General features: G+C 69.8%; 15 protein-coding genes. 7 read left to right on the top strand and 8 right to left on the bottom strand.

What is annotated here, in order from left to right; translation table 11 throughout:
* Positions 1 to 3 precede the first annotated feature (3 nt).
* From NE236_RS30270 to NE236_RS30280, 3 genes are read right to left on the bottom strand one after another with little or no spacing between them, the layout of a single operon-like run.
* Positions 4 to 603 carry a hypothetical protein gene (locus NE236_RS30270; RefSeq protein WP_252845603.1) on the bottom strand — a complete coding sequence of 200 codons (600 nt, stop codon included), beginning with the start codon at positions 601 to 603 and terminating at the stop codon, positions 4 to 6.
* Positions 600 to 2,264 carry a DEAD/DEAH box helicase family protein gene (locus tag NE236_RS30275; protein WP_252845604.1) on the bottom strand — a complete coding sequence of 555 codons (1,665 nt, stop codon included), beginning with the start codon at positions 2,262 to 2,264 and terminating at the stop codon, positions 600 to 602. The genes NE236_RS30270 and NE236_RS30275 overlap by 4 nt, the downstream gene beginning before the upstream one ends.
* A complete protein-coding gene (locus NE236_RS30280) occupies positions 2,261 to 4,600 on the bottom strand; it encodes an ATP-binding protein (RefSeq protein WP_252845605.1) in 2,340 nt (779 codons plus the stop codon). The genes NE236_RS30275 and NE236_RS30280 overlap by 4 nt, the downstream gene beginning before the upstream one ends.
* A 790-nt stretch (positions 4,601 to 5,390) precedes the next feature.
* Between NE236_RS30280 and NE236_RS30285 the strand changes: the two genes are divergently transcribed.
* Positions 5,391 to 6,065, top strand: a complete 675-nt coding sequence (locus NE236_RS30285) for an Eco29kI family restriction endonuclease (RefSeq protein WP_252845606.1) — start codon at positions 5,391 to 5,393, stop codon at positions 6,063 to 6,065.
* Between the two features lie 139 nt (positions 6,066 to 6,204).
* On the opposite strand, the gene NE236_RS30290 is transcribed toward NE236_RS30285, so the two are convergent.
* From NE236_RS30290 to NE236_RS30300, 3 genes are all read right to left on the bottom strand, one after another.
* Positions 6,205 to 6,582, bottom strand: coding sequence for a hypothetical protein (locus NE236_RS30290; protein WP_252845607.1), 378 nt, complete (start codon positions 6,580 to 6,582; stop codon positions 6,205 to 6,207).
* Positions 6,583 to 6,614: 32 nt separating this feature from the next.
* Entirely contained in the window at positions 6,615 to 7,580 is a 966-nt protein-coding gene (locus NE236_RS30295; RefSeq protein ID WP_252845608.1) for a hypothetical protein, read from the bottom strand.
* A 94-nt stretch (positions 7,581 to 7,674) separates the two neighbouring features.
* Positions 7,675 to 8,553 (bottom strand): 2-hydroxyacid dehydrogenase, encoded by an 879-nt coding sequence (locus NE236_RS30300; RefSeq protein WP_252845717.1) that lies wholly within the window; start codon positions 8,551 to 8,553, stop codon positions 7,675 to 7,677.
* A 361-nt stretch (positions 8,554 to 8,914) separates the two neighbouring features.
* On the opposite strand from NE236_RS30300, the gene NE236_RS30305 reads away from it, so the two are divergent.
* From NE236_RS30305 to NE236_RS30315, 3 genes are all read left to right on the top strand, one after another.
* Positions 8,915 to 9,637: a GNAT family N-acetyltransferase gene (locus NE236_RS30305; RefSeq protein ID WP_252845609.1), complete on the top strand. Its 723-nt coding sequence runs from the start codon at positions 8,915 to 8,917 to the stop codon at positions 9,635 to 9,637.
* Positions 9,638 to 9,780: 143 nt separating this feature from the next.
* Positions 9,781 to 10,065, top strand: coding sequence for a CU044_2847 family protein (locus NE236_RS30310; protein WP_252845610.1), 285 nt, complete (start codon positions 9,781 to 9,783; stop codon positions 10,063 to 10,065).
* Positions 10,062 to 14,150, top strand: a complete 4,089-nt coding sequence (locus NE236_RS30315; protein WP_252845611.1) for a trypsin-like peptidase domain-containing protein — start codon at positions 10,062 to 10,064, stop codon at positions 14,148 to 14,150. The genes NE236_RS30310 and NE236_RS30315 overlap by 4 nt, the downstream gene beginning before the upstream one ends.
* 125 nt (positions 14,151 to 14,275) lie before the next feature.
* Here NE236_RS30315 and NE236_RS30320 read toward each other — a convergent pair whose 3' ends face one another.
* Positions 14,276 to 14,701 (bottom strand): VOC family protein, encoded by a 426-nt coding sequence (locus NE236_RS30320; protein WP_252845718.1) that lies wholly within the window; start codon positions 14,699 to 14,701, stop codon positions 14,276 to 14,278.
* A 537-nt stretch (positions 14,702 to 15,238) separates the two neighbouring features.
* Here NE236_RS30320 and NE236_RS30325 point away from each other — a divergent pair.
* The 3 genes from NE236_RS30325 (at position 15,239) to NE236_RS30335 (ending at position 18,535) form a co-directional block, all read left to right on the top strand.
* Positions 15,239 to 15,985: a poly-gamma-glutamate hydrolase family protein gene (locus tag NE236_RS30325; protein WP_252845612.1), complete on the top strand. Its 747-nt coding sequence runs from the start codon at positions 15,239 to 15,241 to the stop codon at positions 15,983 to 15,985.
* Positions 15,986 to 16,035: 50 nt separating this feature from the next.
* Positions 16,036 to 17,769, top strand: a complete 1,734-nt coding sequence (locus NE236_RS30330; RefSeq protein ID WP_252845613.1) for an ankyrin repeat domain-containing protein — start codon at positions 16,036 to 16,038, stop codon at positions 17,767 to 17,769.
* Positions 17,770 to 17,902: 133 nt separating this feature from the next.
* A complete protein-coding gene (locus NE236_RS30335; RefSeq protein ID WP_252845614.1) occupies positions 17,903 to 18,535 on the top strand; it encodes a sulfotransferase family protein in 633 nt (210 codons plus the stop codon).
* Positions 18,536 to 18,606: 71 nt separating this feature from the next.
* On the opposite strand, the gene NE236_RS30340 is transcribed toward NE236_RS30335, so the two are convergent.
* Complete coding sequence (locus tag NE236_RS30340) at positions 18,607 to 19,506, bottom strand: S1 family peptidase (RefSeq protein ID WP_252845615.1); 900 nt, start codon at positions 19,504 to 19,506, stop codon at positions 18,607 to 18,609.
* Positions 19,507 to 19,530: the final 24 nt, after the last annotated feature.

The raw sequence follows: 19,530 nt of genomic DNA on the forward strand, positions 1-19,530 counted from the left end.
TCCCTACATCTCGTTGAAATAGACGACCCGCACGCCGAGGAACTCGGCCAGGCGCCGGTGCTCCTCTTTCTTCTCGGGCGACACGGGGGCACGGAACGGGTCGACGACGCAGATCATCCAGGGCCAGGTCTCCCCGGTGGACCGGTCGAGGATGGCCGGCCACACGAGGTGCTTGAGGTTCGCCGCCGTGCCGGCCACGAAGTGTTGCTCCTCGTCCTCAGTCCCGACCTCGCGGATTCTCGCGCGCATCGGCTTCTGCTGGGTGGTCTCCGGGATGACCTCCCAGTCGGTGCCGAGCGTCGCCGCGACCATCTGCTCGAGCGTCGCGGCCGGCCGCGTCACGTACTTGGCGTACTTGCCCTCCCCTCGCCGTGCCCGCTCGTACTCCTTCATGGGGCAGTCCTTCAGCCACGGGCGGATGTTCGCCCGCTGCTCCACGAAACCGAGGAGGCGGCCGCCGATCTCTGGGTCCTCCGTCCACTCCCGGTACAGGCGGGTGCGGTCCGCGTCCTGGAGGTGCGGCCACTGGGCCTCGTCGGCCTGGGCGTAGATCCGCGTGACCACGGCCTTCTCGATGGCGGGCGGGATCTTGTAGTCGGTCACAGGATTCCTTTCGGCAGGGGGAACTGGAGGCGGACCTCGTCCGCCGCAGTCTCGAGGTCGGCGGCGTCCTGGATCCACATGTCCATCAGGGAGCCGACCGTCTCGTCCTGGAACTCGATCCGGGAGACGTGCGGGAGTTCCAGGTGCTCGGTCTCCTCGGCCTCGAGCGTCCGGCGCAGGTTCAGCACCGCCGCGGCGCGACGGATGTCGGTCACGAAGTCGAGGACCTTCAGAGCCTTCTTGCCGGGGCTCAGACGCAGCCCCCGGCCGAGCTGCTGCACGAAGATCCTTCGGCTGTGGGTGACACGCAGGAAGGCGATCAGGTTCACGTCGGGCACGTCGACACCTTCGTTAAACACGTCAACGCAGGTAATCACCGGGACACGGCCGAGACGGAACTCGTTGAGCAGGACGTCACGGTGACGCTTCGGCAGACCGCTGTGCAGGTGGGAGGCGTTGGCCCACGCCGGGTCCGAGACGGCGAGGAGGTCCGCCATATGCTCGGCGTGCTCGATGGTCTGGCAGAACACGATGGCACGGGGCTCGGAGGTCTCCCGCCAGGCCGTCCGCAGGTGCTCGACGATCTCCTCGTCCCGCTGGGGGAGGAACAGGCGCCGGTTCAGATCTTTGATGGAGTAGCCGTGACGGCTGATGTCCTGGACGGCGTCCCAGTCGACGCCGTCCGCGTAAAGCCTGTAGTCAACGGCCGACAGGTAGCCCGCCGCCATGCCCTCGGCGATGCCCATCTTGAAGCTGGGGTGGCCGAAGCGAACCGTGATATCGAACTTGTCGCCACGCCAAGGGGTGGCGGTGACTCCGAATCGTCCCGCAGTCCCACACAGATCGAGGAGTTCCGCAAACCTGCCGGTCTCGGCCACGTGATGGGTCTCGTCAATCATGACGAGGTCGGGTTCGTAACCCGCGCGCACGGCGGACAACGCCGACTCGACCGTCGCGACGACGACGCCGTCGAGGGCCCGGGGCTTACTCTCGCCGGTCAGGAGGCGGGTGGGCGCGCTCTTCGGGAGGTGCCGCCACAGCGCCTTCTCCAGCTGTCCAACCAAGTCGCGCATGTGGGCGACGACCAGGACGCGCGCGTCCGGCCGCGACGCCAGCAGGTTCCCGATGACCTCGCCGCCGACAACCGTCTTTCCCAGCCCTGTCGCCAGGATCAGCAACGCCGTCCCCTCGGTGTCGAGGTCTCGCTCGATCGCGGCCACGGCCTGTTCCTGGTACGGCCGCAGGGAGTAGCGGGCGGGCACGCGATCGGGCATCCTCTGACCGATCGCCTCCAGGGTTGCCCCATGCCACAGGGCGATGTCGACGCCGATCCCGGCCAGCGCTTGGCGCCGCGCCTCGGCCGTCGCGGTGATGTCCGTGTTGGTCACCAGCACGGCCTTGTCGGCCCGGTAGTGGGTGCGCGCGCGTTCGAGGTCATCGACGCCCGCGTGGTCGGCCGTGCCGTGCGCCTTCCACTTGCTCTGGAACACCCACTGCTCGCGGGCGCGGATCGCGAGCAGGTCGGCGCCGTGGTCGTGAGCGCCGTCGATGACGCGGACGTCCTGGAACCCCAGGTGCCACAGGGTCCGTTCGAGCGCCTTGGTCAGTCCCTCCGGGCCGCCGTCGCACAGTTCGGCGGCCCTCAGGAATACGGCGCTCACCCCTCGCCAGCCAGCTCGTCGCGCAGCAAGGCGATACTCAGGCGGGCTCGCCGCAGCTGCTGGGTGGTCGCCCCACCCACGAACGTGCCGAGTGTCGCCACGTCCGCGAGGCAACCCGTGACCCGGGCAAGGCTCAGCGCCTTCCCGGACGGCGACGACACCCCGGCGTACGGGCCACGAAAGACGCCACCGTCCATGAACGACTTCGGCATCGCCTGGACGAGCCGGACCAGGGCCAGTGCGGGCATGTGGTGGACGAAACCGGCGTCCTGGCCGAGGCTGCCGACGAGGCCGACACGTCCGGCGGCGATCATCGCCTCCTCGGTCGCGATCTTCTCCTCGTCGGAGAGGTGACCGTAGGCGGTGGTGCAGCCGCCGCTCCGGTCGAGGACCTCGGCCACACGCTCGCGGATCTCCGCGAGGAGGTCGCGGGCCTCCGCGCCGACGGTGGTGCCGTCGAGCACGCTGTCCTGCAGGGACTCGGCGTGGATCGCGGCAACGAGCTGGGACGGGCTCCAGTCGGAGCGCGCCCGGACCTTTAGGACGGCGGCCAGTTCGACCAAGAGGAGATCAGCGTAGTCCGCGCCGAACCGTCGGAACGCGGAGTGCTCGGGGTCGACGAGGGCGGTGACCTCGTTGCCGGACCGCTGGTCGAGGAGGACTGGGACGGGTAGTCCGTGGTCGTCGAGGAGCGGCTCGCCCGGCTTCAGCAGCAGGGTCCGGACCTTCACGTGGCCGAGTTCGGGGTGGCCGAACGGCCGACTCAGGTAGGCGTGCGGCGTCGCCGCACTCTCATAACGGGCCAGGCGCTCGCTGCGGGTCTCCTTCTTCTCCTTCACCGCCACGGCGGCCGGGGCGGAGGCGGTTGACGCGCCCTCCGGCCGGGTCGTGCCGGAGGTAAGCATGTCGATCGGGAAGTCAAGCGCGTCCTTGACGGCCTGCTCGTCGGGCTGGGCCGGCACACTGGCCGCCGTCTTGGCCTCCTTGCCCCGCTTCTTGATTTCCTCGTGCCGCAGGACCGCCTGCCACCAGTGCTCGTCGGTCTGGAACTCGGCGTCGCCAGCCTGAAACTTCCGGCCCCAAGCCCGGCTGTCCGCGTGGACGGGCTTATGGCCATCGCCGGGGACCAGATAGCGCAGGCCCGCGTCGTTGCGACGGAACCCCTTGAACAGCAGTGCCAGCGGGCTGTCGTTCTCGGGGTAGTTGAGCTTGCTGGCACGCTGAGGCAGGAGGGGTGCCACGCCGCGCAGCAGCTCCACGGCGCTGAGCCAGCTGCGGTCCCCGTACTCGAAGGCGTCCTTCTGATAGGTGACGGGGACGTGGTCGAGGTGGATCTCGCCGATGAGGCGGCCGCCCTGGTGGGCGAGCTCGACCGGGTACTCGGGCTCCTCGTTCCCCGCGATCCCGTCGGGGTTGATCCAGGTGAAGAGCTGCTTATCCCAGCGCAGGATCTTCCGGCCATTGCGCAGGAAGTCGATCCCGTACTCGGTCTTGTCGAGGTAGCGCTGGACGCCGAGCCAGCCGTGGATCCGGCGCTCGCGCACAGCCAGGTTCCCGCCGCTGCAGACGGAGCAGACCTTCCCCGAACCGATCTGCCACTCCCCGCAGTCCCCGCAGGCGATCCCGTCCTGGAGCTTTTCGTCGATCCGGATGTAGGCGGGGATCTGCTCGTTGCCGTTGTAGAGCACGTAGCGGTCGTCGCCCCAGCGGCAGTGGCGGACCGGCTTGACCCGGGTCCCACCGACGTAGAGGTCGAAGGGGTGCTCGGTGAGGATCCACGAGTACACCGAGCCGAGGGTGTTGCGGAGCGCCGAACCGTTGCGGCGCAGCCACTCGGCACGCGTCCGGTGCAGGCGGTCGACGATGATCCGCGTGCCGTGCTGGGACTGGTCGCTCTTCGGCTCGGTGATGTCCTTCGCCTCGAAATCGTCCTTGATCTGGTCAAGGTCGATTTCGACGCCGAGCCACTCCGTGTCGCCCACGCGGGTCGTCAGGACGCGGGTGCGCCGACCGAGGCGGGCGGTCGAGATGTTGAAGCCCATGCCGAACAGGCCAAGCTTGTCGTGCATGTCGTTCCCGGACCAGCCGGCCCGCACCGCGCGCGCCAGCCGGTCGTACGACATGCCCTGCCCGGTGTCGCGGACCTCCAGGACTCCCTGCGGGGACGACGGCAGGGTCACGCTGACCGTGAAGCCGTCGGGCCACTCCGTTCCCGAACGGAGGGTGTCGAGGAAGTCGTCGAAGGGGTTGTCGACGAGTTCGGCCACGCACTGCCACTCGTCGAAATCGATCTCGCCCAGCATGCTCAGCACGCGGGCGGAAGGGGTGATCTTCACTCCTGCGGAACCCTCCTGGCGGATCGTGACGCTGTCACGGCGGCCGCGGCGTGCGTGGACACGGCGAAGCCGCCCAACTCTCATGAGCCGAGCATTCGATCCCGAGGGTAGAGGGGACCGCCGACAATCCGGCCGGAGTTTGCGAAACCCCGGCGAATCGTGTGGCTACGAGGACGGGGACGAATATGTTGAATCCTCGCGAACAGGGATGATCTGGTCACGGATGGTGAGGGGAGCGGGTGACCACGCCCACGATCCGGCTGGCAGCGGTCGCTCTTCCACGGCCCCTAACACTGGTCCGCGGCTTCTTCATTTCTTCAGGCAGGTCAACCATGCGGGAGCCATACTGCGGAGTCGATGGTCACGGCGGTCTTTCGCTCGAAGGGGTCGCCCGTAAGTGAGCAAGACCATAGGGTTCGTGGTGGTCAACGCGGTAGAAGGAGCCCGAGGGAATGGCGCAAACGGCCAGGTCAGATGGCTGTCGCACGAAGTCAATCGTCCTTGACGGTGCTGCGGGCTGGGCTGTCGGCCAACGAAGCGTTCCATTTGGCGCCCGAAGCGCTTCCCAAGGCCTGGCCGATCACCGCGCCCTCATGGGTACGCGATCATGTACCCGGCCTCCCGGACGAGTGCAGAGTGCCTGGCGGTACCACTCGGTCCGGGAAGGTAATCGAAGCAGAACCTGAGTAGATCACCCCAGGATGATCTACTCGACACTGATGAGTGACCAGGAAACGCAGTAGTCGAACATAGCCCATCCCCAGCCGGACCTCCCCCTGCGGGCAGGCCGGTGAACGAGCAGGAAGCCATGACCGCCGAGTACACCCCCGCATCGTTCGACCCTCTGTCGACCGTGCAGATCGCAAACACCATCTGTGAGACCTTTGAGCGGCAACCCCTGGTCTCCATGGCCTACGAAATCCCAAGATTCGAGGGCTCCGGCCTTTACGCCTTGTACTACCGCGGCCATAGCGTGGACTTGTACCTGCCGCTCGCCAGTCTTCAAATTCCGGTATACGCGGGGCAGGCCCTTTCCAGTAACAGCGCCACTGGGGAGAGAGTTCGGGAGCGCTACCCCCTCCATAGCAGGCTCAAGCAACACCGTCTGTCGATCTTGGAAGGCGGCCTGCCGATCACCGAGTTTCGGTTCCGGGCTCTTCTTCTGCCTGACGTGCACGCCGATCTGGGTGAGAACGCGCTACGCGTCGGGTACCAGCCGGTCTGGAACAGCAAACTTAAGGGCTTCGGCAGCAAAGAGCAGGGGTCAACGACCCGTCAGAGCAAGAAGAGCAAGTGGGACACGGTGCATGACGGGCGCCGGCGGACTCACGGTGGCGTCATCCATGACGTTGAGAAGCTGAAGGAGCAAGTCAGGGCTCACATCGCGCAGCAAGTCAGCGACTACGACGAACGTGCATGGCCGCACCCCAGCGCCGACAAGTACCTGGACCTTGACGTCCCGTGAGCCTGCCGATCACGCCGGCCGGCCGGCGTGATGCCGGTGCCCGACGGCTCGGGCTCCGGCTGCGTACTGGTGCGCCGCCCAGCAGAGCGTGGAATCGATGTTGACCGGCCAACAGATCGACCGAGACCGACACGAGCAGTCAGGTCGCCGAGACCGTCGTACGCCCATCGGACATCCCACCCGGCCACGTAAGCGCGGGCAGGCCCACGAGGGCACGCCTGGTCGGCATCTCCATCATCAGGCCGTCACCGAAGAAGATGAGCCGCTGGACGCGGTGGTCGACAAGAACGCTTCCATGGGCGAAGACGTCGCTCAGCCACGCGTCTTCCGCGCACCGGCGCTGAGCGGTGATGAACCGGGTCGCTGCCTCAGGGCCGGCGATCAGCGCCGAGCAGATCTGGTTGGCGGCCCAGTGGCTGTAATACAGCTGCCAGCCGGCGTCGTCGACCAGGACGAAGTTCGCGGGGCCCCAAACGCCTTGATCCTCTCGCTCAGCGCTGGGATGTCTGGCTTGCAACGCGGGCGGGATTCCCGCGAGACGGTAGTCAGTTACTGGATGTTCAGCCGGATCGGGTGAGAGAGATCCGTCGGGCAGGTGAAGATGCGGAGTTCGCCGAAGCGGCCGACGACGATGTCCGGGCCGTCGTTGCTGCTCTCCATGGTCAGGAACAGCCGCATGCGCGCGCCGCAGGAGCAGTCGATGGGGATCAAGTCGGTGAGGTGCCAGCTGGGCCAGCCTCCGACTTTCCAGCCAGAGCGGCAAGCCAGGGCGCGGTGGTACTCGATGCCGCGTGCGTCCGCCCAGCGGCAGCCCTCGTCGTAGAGATCTTCGGGCAGTTCGTCCCTCTCCGGTAGATCGACGATCTCCACCGGGTCGACGGCACAAGGTTGAGGGAGGTAGCCCTCGTCGGCTCGGTCCGGCCGGGGAGGGTTCAACACCGTCTCCACCGCGGACGATGACCGATACCGCAGTTCGACTGTGGGTCCGGAGTAGTACGGCTGGCCCGGGAGTTCGCTGTGGTCGTTCGGGCACCACAGCACCTGCAGAACATCCATCCCGGCCGGCCAGTGCTCTCCCGGTACGTTCCGGGAGTACAGCTGGACAACGGGGACCATCGGCACGCCTGGGCCCGAAGTGTCCCCCACCCAGCGACACCTCTCCCAGGTGATCTTGTCGAGCATCGACGCGCCCGCCATGATCTGGTGTTGAATCCGGGCCTCCTCAGCCGTGACCTCGTACCCCCGGCCCGGATTCCGGCGGTGCCGCTCCTCCATGTCGCTGTCGATCCGCTGCCAGGTTTCGCGCTCCTCGTCCGAGAGCTTCTCGCGTACCTCCATCAGGTGCGGCGCGCGGCATACCGGCCACGGCTCGTCCGCCGGCCACAGCAGTGGCCCGCCGATGGAGCTGTCCCGGACACCGGGTGTGCTCGCCGTCGGCCTCAGCAGGGTCGCCGGGCGGGCGTGGGGTGCGAACGCGGGAATGTCGGCGATCAGGGACTCAGCGGATGCCGACAAGATCGCAAACCTCTCGATGGATTCCAGGCGGGTCCTGATCATGGCAGATGGCACAAGGACCGGGGACCAGGAGGTCTCCACGGCACCCGCGCGGTCAGGTCGGCCGGGGGACCTGGTTGAGCAGCGGCTCTCCGGCGGCGAACCTGCGCAGCTGCTCGGCGATCAGCCGTTCGGCGCGCGGATAGAACGTCGCGGAGCCGCCGCCCACGTGCGGGGTGATCAGTACGTTCGGCGCCGACCACAGGGGGTGGCCGGGCGGCGGCGGTTCGGGGTCCATGACGTCGAGGGCGGCGCGGAGCCGGCCCGACCCGGTCTCGGCCAGTAGGGCGGCCGTGTCGATGGTGCCGCCGCGGCCGACGTTCACCACGAGTGCGTCGTCGGGCAGGGTGGCGAGCAGGCGGGCGTCGAGGAGTCCGGCGGTCGCGGCGGTCAGCGGCAGGGTGGACACGACGATGTCCGCGTGCGGGAGCAGGTCCGGCAGCTCGTCGACGCCGTGCACCGACTCGGCCGGGCGGGCGCGGCGGGCCACGCGCCGTATCTCCGTCTCGAAGGGGAGCAGCCGGGCCTCGACGGCGGCGGCGATCGAGCCGTACCCGAGCAGGAGCACCCGTGAGCCGGCGAGCGAGCGGGTGAAGTGCGGCTGCCAGCGCTCCTCGTCCTGGTCACGGACCCAGCGGGGCAGTTCGCGCTGGGCGGCCAGGATCAGGCCGAGCACGTGCTCGGCGACGCTGGCGTCGTGCAGACCCCGGCCGTTGCACAAGGTGACGCCCGGCGGTACGTGCGGCAGCAGGTTGTCGACGCCGGCGCTGAGGCTCTGTACGGCCTCCAGTTTCGGCATGCGGCCCAGCGGTTCGAACGTCGCGGGCCCCTTCGCGTAGGGCACCACGTAGAACCGCACTTCGGACAGGTCCGCCCGGGCCGGGCCTGTACCGTCGTAGATCTCGACGGTCAGGGAGTCCGGCCAGCCGCCCATCAGGTCGGCGACGTGCGGCCAGGGTACGAGCGCGTCGGGCGGGACACTCACGCGGTCACCTCCCGGCCGGGCGTGGCACGGACCGTAGCGTCATGCGGCCAGCCTACGACGTACGTCCTGGCGAACCCGCCCACCGGCGCAACGGCCGGTGGACCGGTTCGTACTTCGCGCGCTCAGCGGACCGTCCACGGTCGGATGGTGGCGTGGTGACCATTTCCCTCCGTGTACTGGCGGGCGGCAGCCGACAAACCGGACAGGAAAGGTTGATCTGGCGCGGCCGAAAGTGGGGCAAATGGGGTTTGGATAATCGGCCGTCGGACCATTTCGGGATGGCGTAGCGTGCGGGGTGGAGGTGGGTGCGGTGGGCGAATCGGTGTCCTCAGTGGGGGTCTCGATCGATCTTCGGAACGTTGACGACGAGGGGACGCTCCGGGAGTTCTACCAGGCGCTGCTGGAGCCCAATTTCGCGCCGGACGAGCTGTACTCGGTCGACGAGCTGCTCGACGGCGTCCGTCGCGGGAGCGTGCGCGTCCTCGCCGGCGTGACAGGTGACGGCGATCTGGTGGCCGGGGCCGTCGGTGAGTGGTTCGCGGGCAGCCGCGTGCAGTTGCTCTCGTACCTCGTCGTCAGCCCCGAGGCACGCGGCCTGGGAGCCGGGTCTCGGGTGTTGCGGGCGGCGCTCGAGCAGTGGACGGCCGAGCTGCGGCCGCTGCTGGTCGTCGGTGAGGTCGAGGATCCGCGCTACTTCGAGGACGTCGGTCTCGGCGATCCGCACGCTCGGGTGCGGCTGTACGAGCGGCTGGGGGTCCGGTCGTTGCCCGTGCCGTACGCGCAGCCGGCGTTGAGCGCCGATTCCAAGCGCGTTCCGCATCTCATCCTCATGGTCTTCGCGGCGGACGAGGCGGCGCGGGTCACCGAGGGGACGGTCGACGGCGCGATCGTCGAGCGGTTCCTCGTCGAGTACTTCGAGTCCGCCGAGGGCCCGCTGCGCGCCGACGACGCGGAGGTGCGGGCCATGCTCGCCTCCTGCAGGACACCGAATGGTATTCCATTGCTTCACGCCCACGAGCTGCCGGAATACTGATCAATTACAGTAATTGATCATCGATCAATGACAGAATTCACACACGACCCCCTGTTCCTCGTTCTACGCTGACCTGAACGAAAGGGGCGGGAGCGTAGATGTCATCGCGAATTGCCAAGTACCAGCTCGATGATTCCACGGTCGTGTACTACGAGATCGATCCGCCGGACGGATTCCAGCCCGCCCGCGCCGACATGGTGATCGGCAAGGTGAAAGACGCGGTTCGGCCGGCTTTCGAGGCGGCGAAGGTCGTGGTCGAGAAGGCTCGGGAGTGCGGGCCCGACGAGGTCGAGGTGACCTTCGGCGTCAAGGTGAGCGGCACGGTGGACTGGCTGATCGCCAAATCGGCCGGGGAGTCCAATTTCCAGATCAAGATGACCTGGAGCCGGGGCAAGGACGCGCGACCTGACGAGGGCACTTCGCCATGACCGACGGCGGCGGCCGGTATCCCCCTCGGCAGACCTGGATCGCCGCGGTCCTCGACTCCGATCGCGACGGTCGAGACGATCGAGACGATCGCGCCGTCCTGGGTTCGGCGGTTCTCATCGACGAGCGGCGGCTGCTCACCTGCGCCCATGTCGTCGCGGAGGACGCCGGCGGGCTGTGGGTGGAGTTTCCGAAGGCCGCCGGCGTGCCCAGGCGCCGGGTGGCCGAGGTCCGGCGGTCCGCCGCGACGTACGACCTGGCCGTCCTGTCGCTCGACGAGCCTGTGCCGCCCGAGGTGATGGCGGCGCCGCTGGACTTCACCGAGCCGGACGGGTTGTACGGGAAGAGCTGGGGGGCGTTCGGGTTCTCCGACGGCGATCCGCTCGGCGACTACGCCGACGGGATGATCGGGGCCGCGCTGGGGTTCGGCTTCGTCAGGCTGGACGCGGAGTCGCGCTACCGGCTGCGGCCCGGCTTCAGCGGCGGGGGGCTGTGGTCCGCCGAGCGCGACGCCGTGGTGGCGATCATCGTCAAGGCCTCGCGCGACGGTGACGGGCAGGCGGTCACGCTGCACCAGGCGGACCTGTGCCTTCCCGGGGAAAAGCTCCGTGCGCTCGCCGGCGACGCCCCCGTGTCCGCCGCGGGGTGGAGCCTCGGGGACGATCCCGAGAGCACCGCGCACTGGCGGCCCCGCGGTCGCGGGGTCATGGTCGACGACGACCGCGCCCACCGGTTCCGGGGCCGTACGGCGGCGCTGCGGGAGATCGTCGCCTGGCTGGACCGCGACCGTACGGACCACCGGGTGCTGGTGGTCACCGGGACGCCGGGGGTGGGGAAGTCCGCCGTGCTCGGCCGGATCGTCACCACGGCGGACCCGGCGGCGCGGGCGCTGCTGCCCGCGGGTGACGGCGCGGTGCGGGCCACGGTGGGGTCGGTCGCGTGCGCCGTGCACGCCAAGGGCAAGACCGCGCTGGAGGTGGCCGTCGAGATCGCCCAGGCGGCGTCGGCGGAGCCGCCCGGGCAGGTGCACGACCTGGTTCCCGCGATCCGCGAGGCGCGGGCCGGTGAGCGCGCCGGTCGCTTCAACGTGATCCTCGACGCGGTCGATGAGGCGACCAGCCCGGTGGAGGCCAAGGCGATCATTCAGCAGATCGTGCTGCCGCTGCTGCGGCACTGCGCGGGGTCGGGCGTCCAGGTGATCCTCGGCTCGCGCCGCCGGGTCGGCGACGTGGACCTGCCGTACCTGCTCGGCGACGCGGTGACCCTGATCGACCTGGACGACGCGGCGTACTTCGCGCCGGAGGACCTGGAGGAGTACGCCCTCGCGACGCTGCGGCTGCTGGGCTCCGACGACCGCCCGGACAACCCGTACCGCGACGAGCGGGTGGCCCGCCCGGTCGCCGCCCGCATCGCCGAGCTGTCCGGGCAAAACTTCCTCATCGCCGGCATGACGGCCGTCAGCCACGGGCTGTACGACCGGTCCCCCGTCGACCCGGCGGCGCTGACCTACACCCGTACGGTCGCCGAGGCGCTGCACGCCTATCTGGAGCCGCTGCCGGGGGCGGGCGGGGCGACGGCCGCGCAGATTCTGACGGCGCTGGCGTTCGCGGAGAGCCCCGGTCTTCCCCTGGACCTGTGGAGCGTGGCCGTGGAGGTGCTGTTCGGCGTACGGCCGACGGTGCGGGAGCTGGCCGGGTTCGTCGCGCGGTCCGCCGCCGACTTCCTGATCGAGTCCGGGGACCAGGACTCCGGGCGCGTCTTCCAGCTCTTCCACGAGGCGCTCAACAACGCCTTACAAGAGGAACGGTCGCAGGCCGTCCCGGGCGTCGAGGACCAGCGGGAGCTGACGCGGGCGTTCCTCGCGCACGGGCGCCGGATCGGCTGGGCCTCGGCGCCGCCGTACCTGCTGCGTTCGCTGTCCCACCACGCGGAGCAGGCGAGGATGGCCGACGCGCTGCTCACCGACGACGAGTATCTGCTGCACGCGGATCTGCGGCGGCTGACGCCGCTCGCCGACCAGGTCCGTACACCGGCCGGGCGGGGCCGCGCGCGGCTGCTGGCCCGCACGCCGTACGCGACGTCCGCCCCTGCGCCCGTCCGTACGGCGATGTTCAGCGTCACGGAGGCGCTGGAGAAGCTCGGCCACGGCTACCGTTCCGGCCCGGCACCGTATCTCGCCCGGTGGGCGTCCACGCTCACCCATCGGGAACGGGCCGCTCGCGAGGGGCACACCGGCGGGGTCTGGGCGGTGCACGTCCTGACCCTGGCCGGCCGGACCCTGCTGGCCTCGGCCGGCGAGGACGAGGTGATCCGGATCTGGGACCCCGCCCACGGCCGGCAGGTCCGGGTGCTGGACGGCCATCCCGGATGCGTCTTCGGGCTGTCGATGTTCACGGCGGCGGACGGCCGGACCCTGCTGGCCTCGGGCGGGGCCGACGCGATGGTGCGCATATGGGACCCGGCCACCGGCCGTCAGGAGCTCATCCTCGAAGGACACGCGGGCCCGGTGTACGAGGTGTGCGCGTACGCAGGGGAGGACGGCCGGACCCTGCTGGCCTCCGCCGGGGCCGACGCGACGGTACGCGTCTGGGACCCCGCGACCGGCGACCAGGAGCGCGTCCTGGAAGGGCACACCGGGCCGGTCCATGACGTCTGCGCGTACACGATCGCGGGCCGGACCCTGCTCGCCTCCTGTGGCCCGGACGGCCTCCGGACCTGGGAACCCGCCACCGGACGGTCCCACCTCGCCATGGACGACGACGCGGTGGACGGCTGGTCGGTGACCGCCTTCACCGGAGCCGACGGCCGTACGATGCTCGCCGCCACGGGCGAGAACGCGATCCGGCTCTGGGACGCCGACAGCGGACGCCTGCTGCGCGTGCTGGAGGGACACGTCGGAGTCATGTGGTCGTCGTGCGTCTTCACCACCGCCGACGGCTCCACCCTGCTGGTGTCCTCGGGCGACGATGAGACCATACGGATCTGGGACCCGGAGACCGGGCGCCAGCTCCGGGTGGTCGACGGCGACAACGGCGGCGGCTACACCGTCTGCGCCTTCACCCTCGGCGGCCGGACCCTGCTCGCCTGCGCGGGCGCCGCCGCGCTGCAGGTGCTCGACCCCGCCACCGGAGAGCCGCAGCCGGCCCTGCCCGTCGGCACCAACACCGCGTGGTCGATGAGCACGTTCACCGCCCCCGACGGCCGTACGCTGCTGGCCTCCTCCGGAGGGGCCGGGGCCATGACCGAGGTCTGGGACCCGCTGACCGGCAACCGGCTGCGGACGCTCGAGACGCGCACCGGGCCGGTGTGGTCGGTCTGCGCGTTCACCGCCGAGGACGGGCGCGCGCTCCTGGCCTCCGCCGGGGCGCGGGCGAGCGTGCAGATCTGGGACCCGGCCACCGGAGAGCGGATCCGCGAGCTGCGGAGCGGCACGGGCACGCTCTGGGCGACGTGCGCGCTGACCGTCGACGGACACGCGGTGCTCGCCGTCGGCGGGAACGACGGGATGATCCGGCTCTGGGACGCGGAGACGGGATCGCCGCTCCGCTCCCTGCACGGCCACAGGAGCACGGTGTGGTGGCTGTGCGGGTTCACGCGGGACGACCGGACGATGCTGGCCTCGGCGAGCAACGACGGGTCGCTCATGCTGTGGGATCCCCGCACCGGGGACCGTGACCGGGTGCTGCCTGGGCACCGGGGCGGCGCCTGGTCGGTGTGCGCCCTCCACGTGAACGGCCGTCCGGTGGTGGTGTCCGGCGGCGCGGACGCCGCGGTCCGCCTCTGGGATCCGGCGACCGGCGCGGTGGTCCGGACTCTGTTCGGTCACACCGGCGGGGTCTGGTCGGTGCGTGAGTTCGCCTCCCCCGGCGGAACTCCTCTGCTCGTGTCGTCTGGTGACGACGCGATGATCCGGGTGTGGGACCCGGCGACCGGGGAGCCGATCCACGTGATCCCGGTGCACCAGCTGCCCATCGTCGTCACGGAGGCCGCCGGGGTGCTGGTGGCGGGTCTGTCCGCCGGGCTGCTCGCCATCGACCTCGCCGGGTCGCTCGACGGGGAGGTCGGGGTCAGGACCGGCCGCCGATGACCCGACCGTCATGTCCGCCCAACGCCGGCCCCTCGGCGCCCACCCTGCGCGTCCACCGCACGACCTGATCCAGTTCGCCGCGCACGTCGACGGCGAGATCGCCATCAACCACCAGCAGGCTCGCGTCAACCGATCTGTTCAGCCAGGGCGACGATGATGCCCGCGGGGCCGCGGAGGTAGCAGAGCCGGAAGATGCTCTCGTACTGCGCCACCTCGCCGAGGAGTTCGGCGCCGTGGGGGCGCAGGCGGGCGACGGTGTCGTCGATGTCGTCGACGGCAAACATGACGCGATGCAGGCCCAGCGTGTTCGGCGGCGGGTTCTCCGGCTCGGCGCCGACCGCCGCGGGGGTGTGGTACTTCGTCAGCTCCAGCTTGCTGTGGCCGTCCGGGGTCCGCATCATCGCGATGTCGCTCCGGACGCCGTCGAGTCCGACGGTACGGTCCGCAAAAAGGCCTTCGATCTGCCCCTTGCCTTCCAGCTCCATGCCGAGTTCGGTGAAGAACGCGACAGCCGCGTCCAGGTCGTCGACGACGACGGCGACGTTGTCCATCCGCTGAATGGTCATGTTCCCGAGCATAAACAGCGGCGAGCCGCCGGTCTGGCCATGACGGTTCGAGTTGGGTTCTCACGCCCGTCGGGCTATCGGGATAAGGCCTACGGCTCAGCTCCAGCCGGTCCCGGACCGGGAGCGAGACCCGGCATAACGCCTGAATGTCGCCGATGGGCGACAGCCCTTGTTCTGCGGTTTCCCCTCAGGCGGGAAAATTCCTGTGTGGCGGGACAGCGCAGAACGAGGGCCCTCGCCCCGGATGGAAAAGAGTCCTGTAATCCGCTCCGGTGAGGCCTTCGAGGTCCGCCCCACCAACCAGCCTCCGAGAACGCGCTCGGAAGCAGCGATCTTGGACGCGGCACTAGCCCCATCAAGTTGATCATTGCCGTCGGCGACGAGTTCGCGGACGATCTGCCACATGGAGCGGCGGCTGCCCGCCCAGGGCGCAGAACGAGTCGATCGGCGCGACGGCCGCTTGACGCAAGATCGTTTCCTGCGCTTGGCTGCCTCGTCCCCCCTCCACTGGAAGAGGTAGCAGTGAAGAAGACGCACATCGTTCTCGGCGCCGCCGGTCTGCTGGCGCTGTCGGCCTGTGGGGCGAGCCCGGCGGCGGGCAGGACCGCGCAGGCGGCTCCGGTCGCGCGGACCGTCCAGGTCACGGCGGGCGACACGTACCGGAACTACGCCGACCTGGCGCGGCATGAGAAGGAGGGCCGGGACTACACGCGCGTGCAGCGGGCGCCGCGCGGCGCGAAGGTGGCGCAGATCGCGATCCACGGCGGCCTGATCGAGCCGCCGACCTCGCAGCTCGCCGACTACGCCGCGAGCTACGGGCACGACGCCTACTACTCGTTCATGGGCCTCAAGAAGTCCGGCAACCAGAAGCTGCACATCACCTCGACCCACTTCGACGAGCCACGGGCGCTCAAGCTCGTGAAGGCGGCGAAGTACACCGTCTCCTGGCACGCCGCCAAGGGAGACCGGGCGGTGACGTACGTGGGCGGCCGGGACACCGCGCTGGTCAAGAAGATCATCAAGGCGCTGAACGCCAAGGGGTTCAAGACGGCGGTGCCGGCGTCGAAGATCGAGGGCCAGGACCCGAAGAACATCTGCAACCGGAACCAGCGCGGCAAGGGCGTGCAGCTGGAGATCAGCACGGCGCAGCGGAAGGCGTTCTTCGCGGGCGGGCGGCTGGACCGGGACTGGATCGCGAACCCCGCCCACCGGACGAAGGCGTTCTACGCCTACGCCAAGGCGGTCGACAGCGTCCTGGCCGGGCTCTGACCGTAACGGAGACCACTGTTCTGTCAGCCCCTCAGACCAGGATCGGCTGCATGGGCTTCTTCGATGATCTGATCGTGCCGGACCCGCCGGAAGAGCCCCAGCCGGAGTTCATCGAGCTGGGTCCGCACGCACCGGGAGAGACGTCGGACGGACCACCGGTGGACTGGTTCCTTCCGGCCACGGTGCCGGTGGCGCGCGAGGTCGGTGCCGGGCCGTACGTCCGGGTGATGCTCGACGGGTTCTCGGTGTGGCCCGCGTCGGTCACCGTGCACCTGTCGGTGTTCGCCCGGCGGATCCGGACCGGGGGCCATCACGGCTTCCCCGGCCACGGCCGTCCCGGGGCGGGCGAGCTCCACGTCGGCCTGCTGCTCGGCGACGGGCGGCGGGTGACCACGCTCGACGGCGACCCGTACCCGTACCCGTACGGCACGGCCGAGCGTCTCACGCTGCGGCCGATGTTCGGCGGATCGGGGGGCGGCTTCCACCACACCGTCGATCTGCTGCTCGGCGGGCTGCCGCCGGCGGGGCCGACGGTGCTGGTCGTCGAGTGGCCGGACGAGGACGTCCCGGAGACGCGGACCGCGATCGACGCCGGCGAGATCATCGAGGCCGCCGGGCGCGCGGTCGAGATCTGGCCGAATCTGGAGGCGCCCGAGCCTCGCGGCGGTTCTCAGGGCTTCATGATGATCACTTCCGGGCCCGTCGGGGGGATGATGGGCATGGCGCTGCGCGGCGTCCCGTCCGAGCACGGGCCCGGTGCGGAGCAGCCGGACGATGAGGACCGGTACGAGCCGCGGCCCGAATGGCCGGTGGCGGACGGCGACTGGGAGGACCTCCGGCTCATCAGGGCACGGCTGGCCGGGGGCGCCGATCCGGAGGCGATGATCGGCTGGCAGGGCACGGCCCTGCACACGGCCGCCGCTCAGGGAACCGCGGAGGTCGTCGCCGAGCTCGTCCGTCACGTCACGGACGTCGACCTTCCCGATGAGGACGGCTTTCCCCCGCTGTACGCGGCGGTCCGCTGGGGCAAGGGGGCCAACGCCGCCGTCCTGCTCGGGGCGGGCGCGGATCCGACGCGGAGCCTGGGAACCGGGGGCAGCGTCGGCCGGCTGGCCCTCGTGACCTCACTGGCGCCCCTCTTCGAACGGCAGGCGGGCGTCGAGCCGCTGACCGAGGCCGAGCGCGCCGGCCAGGAGGAGGCGGACCGGCTGATCGCGGTGTTCGACGACGTCGATACGGAGGGGATGGGCGTCGCCTTCGTCGGCGGCCTGGACGAGGAGGAGGTCATCCGGCGGCTCGGCGCGGATCCGGAGCAGTGCCCCGTGCTGGACCTGGAGAACGAGCCCGGCCCGTACGGCACGGGCCCGGGCGGCTTCGACCCCGGCGACTTCGACGACGCGCTGCACTACGTGGGGGTCACGGCGGTGCCCGGCGGTTGCGTGGTCAGCCAGCCGATGGGCTATCTCCCCGGAAACGACGAGGTGCTGCTCCCCTTGTCAGCGGGCACGGTGGCCTGCGGCATCTACTTCAATCCCAAGGGGAGCAGGTACGGCAGCGTCGTCCGTGACGGTCACGTCGAATTCGATGACGAGCTGGGTTTCGACCCCGATCGGGACTCGCCGGCCGGGCACTGGCTGTACCGGTTCTGGCAGTGGGGTGAGGACGGTCTGCGCAACGGATGTGAGCTGGCCTTCCTCGCGGCGACGGCGGGCGTACGGCCCGACGACGCCGGCCCGCTGACCGAGGCGCCCCGGCGCTGGGTCCGCGTGCCCGGGGACCACTGACGGTCCGGGCGTACGGTGTCCCGTACGGGGGCAGAGGCGATTCGCGGGGATATGCGGTTCATCGGTTGTTCCGTCGGGGAATCATCCGTGCTGTGTCTCCGCCCGCTCGGGCGGGTCTCAGGAAGGGAATGTCGTGCTCGAGGTGATCGGGGCCGGGTTCGGACGGACCGGCACGCTGTCGTTGAAGCTGGCGCTGGAGCGGCTCGGGTTCGGGCCGTGCCATCACATGATCGAGCTCATCGACGACGACCAGCAGCTGGACCTGTGGTCGCGGGTGGCCGAGGACGGCGGAGCCGCGGACTGGGACATGGTCTACCGCGACTTCCGGGCGACGGTCGACTGGCCGGGGGCGGCGTACTGGCGCTCGCTCGTCCAGCACTACCCCGACGCCAAGGTGATCCTCACCGTCCGCGATCCGCGGAAGTGGTACGAGAGCGCCTACGCGAGCATCTACCGCGCCAGGTCGTTCGTGGAGGACGCTCCGCTCGGCGAGCGGCGGCGGGATCTCGTCGGCCGGCTGGTGTGGGACGGGGAGTTCGGCGGCCGGTTCGAGGACGCCGAGCACGCGATGGCGGTGTTCGCCGAGCACAACGACGCGGTCCGGAGGGAGGTCCCGGCCGACCGGCTGCTGGAGTTCGAGGTGCGTCAGGGCTGGAGGCCGCTGTGCGACTTCCTCGGCGTGCCCGCCCCCGGCGAGCCGTTCCCCCGCAGCAACGACCGCCAGGAGTTCGCCGACCGGATCGCCGAGCGCCTGCGCAAGGAGTAGGACGGCGATCCGCCCGCAGGTCGGTCAGTGTGTCACGGCCACCGACCGACCTCACTCAACCCGAAATGCGATCAGGCCCCGGAGATGACGCTGTTGATCCAGTCCCGGTGGGAGCCGATGCCGGTGTAGATGTCAGGGGCTCCTCCGCAGGTGTCGCTCACCCCGCGGCTGTCGACGCCCTGGAGGATCCAGCGCTGGTCGACGAGCGACAGCAGCGGCGAGCCGGAGTCACCCGCACACGGGCCACGGACGCCCTCCGGGTTGTCCGCGCAGGTGTCACCGGTGTGGATGCCGTACGCGTCGCTTCCGTTCTCATCGACGTGGCACTTGGTGGTGTCGTCGGTGAGGATCGTGGTGTCCAGCTGCTGAAGGATCGCGGGCAGCTGGCTCGGGTCGGTGGCCTCGTTGGAGGTGTATCCCCAGCCGATCTCCCGGACCTTGAGTCCCGGTGTGGGGAGGGCGGTGGCCATCGGGACGGTCTTCTCGCTGACCTTGGTGGTCAGGTGCACGAGCGCGATGTCATCGCCGAGGACCTTGTCCGGGTAGTTGACCCATCCCGGGTTAAGGACGATCTTGTCGATCTGCGCGATCGTACCGCCCGTGGTCCGGTCCTTCGAGCCGATCCGGACGTGGAGGAGGGACGGGTCCCAGGGCTGGGTCGGGGTGGTGTCCGTGGCCGTCGTGGACACACAGTGGCCCGCGAGGACGACCCAGTCGGAACGGATCAGGGCGCCGCCGCACCGGTGGGAGTCCGGGTTCCCGTTGCGCAGGTACTCCAGCGAGACCATGAACGAGTACGTCTGGTCGGCGGGCTGCCCGCCGACGATCTTGGGCGAGGGGTCGCCGCCCGTGGAGGCGGCCTGCGCGGCGCCGGCGGTCGTCAGCGCGCCGGCGAGAACCGCCGTCGTCGCCATCACGCGCGCGAACAGCCGTCGCCGGCCGCCCGAGGAGGCATTCGAAGCCGAGGTCATGTGGATTTGACTCCTGTCCCTTTT

This window comes from Actinoallomurus purpureus, from assembly GCF_024055795.1.
In the GTDB taxonomy this organism is placed as follows: Bacteria; Actinomycetota; Actinomycetes; order Streptosporangiales; family Streptosporangiaceae; genus Actinoallomurus; species Actinoallomurus purpureus.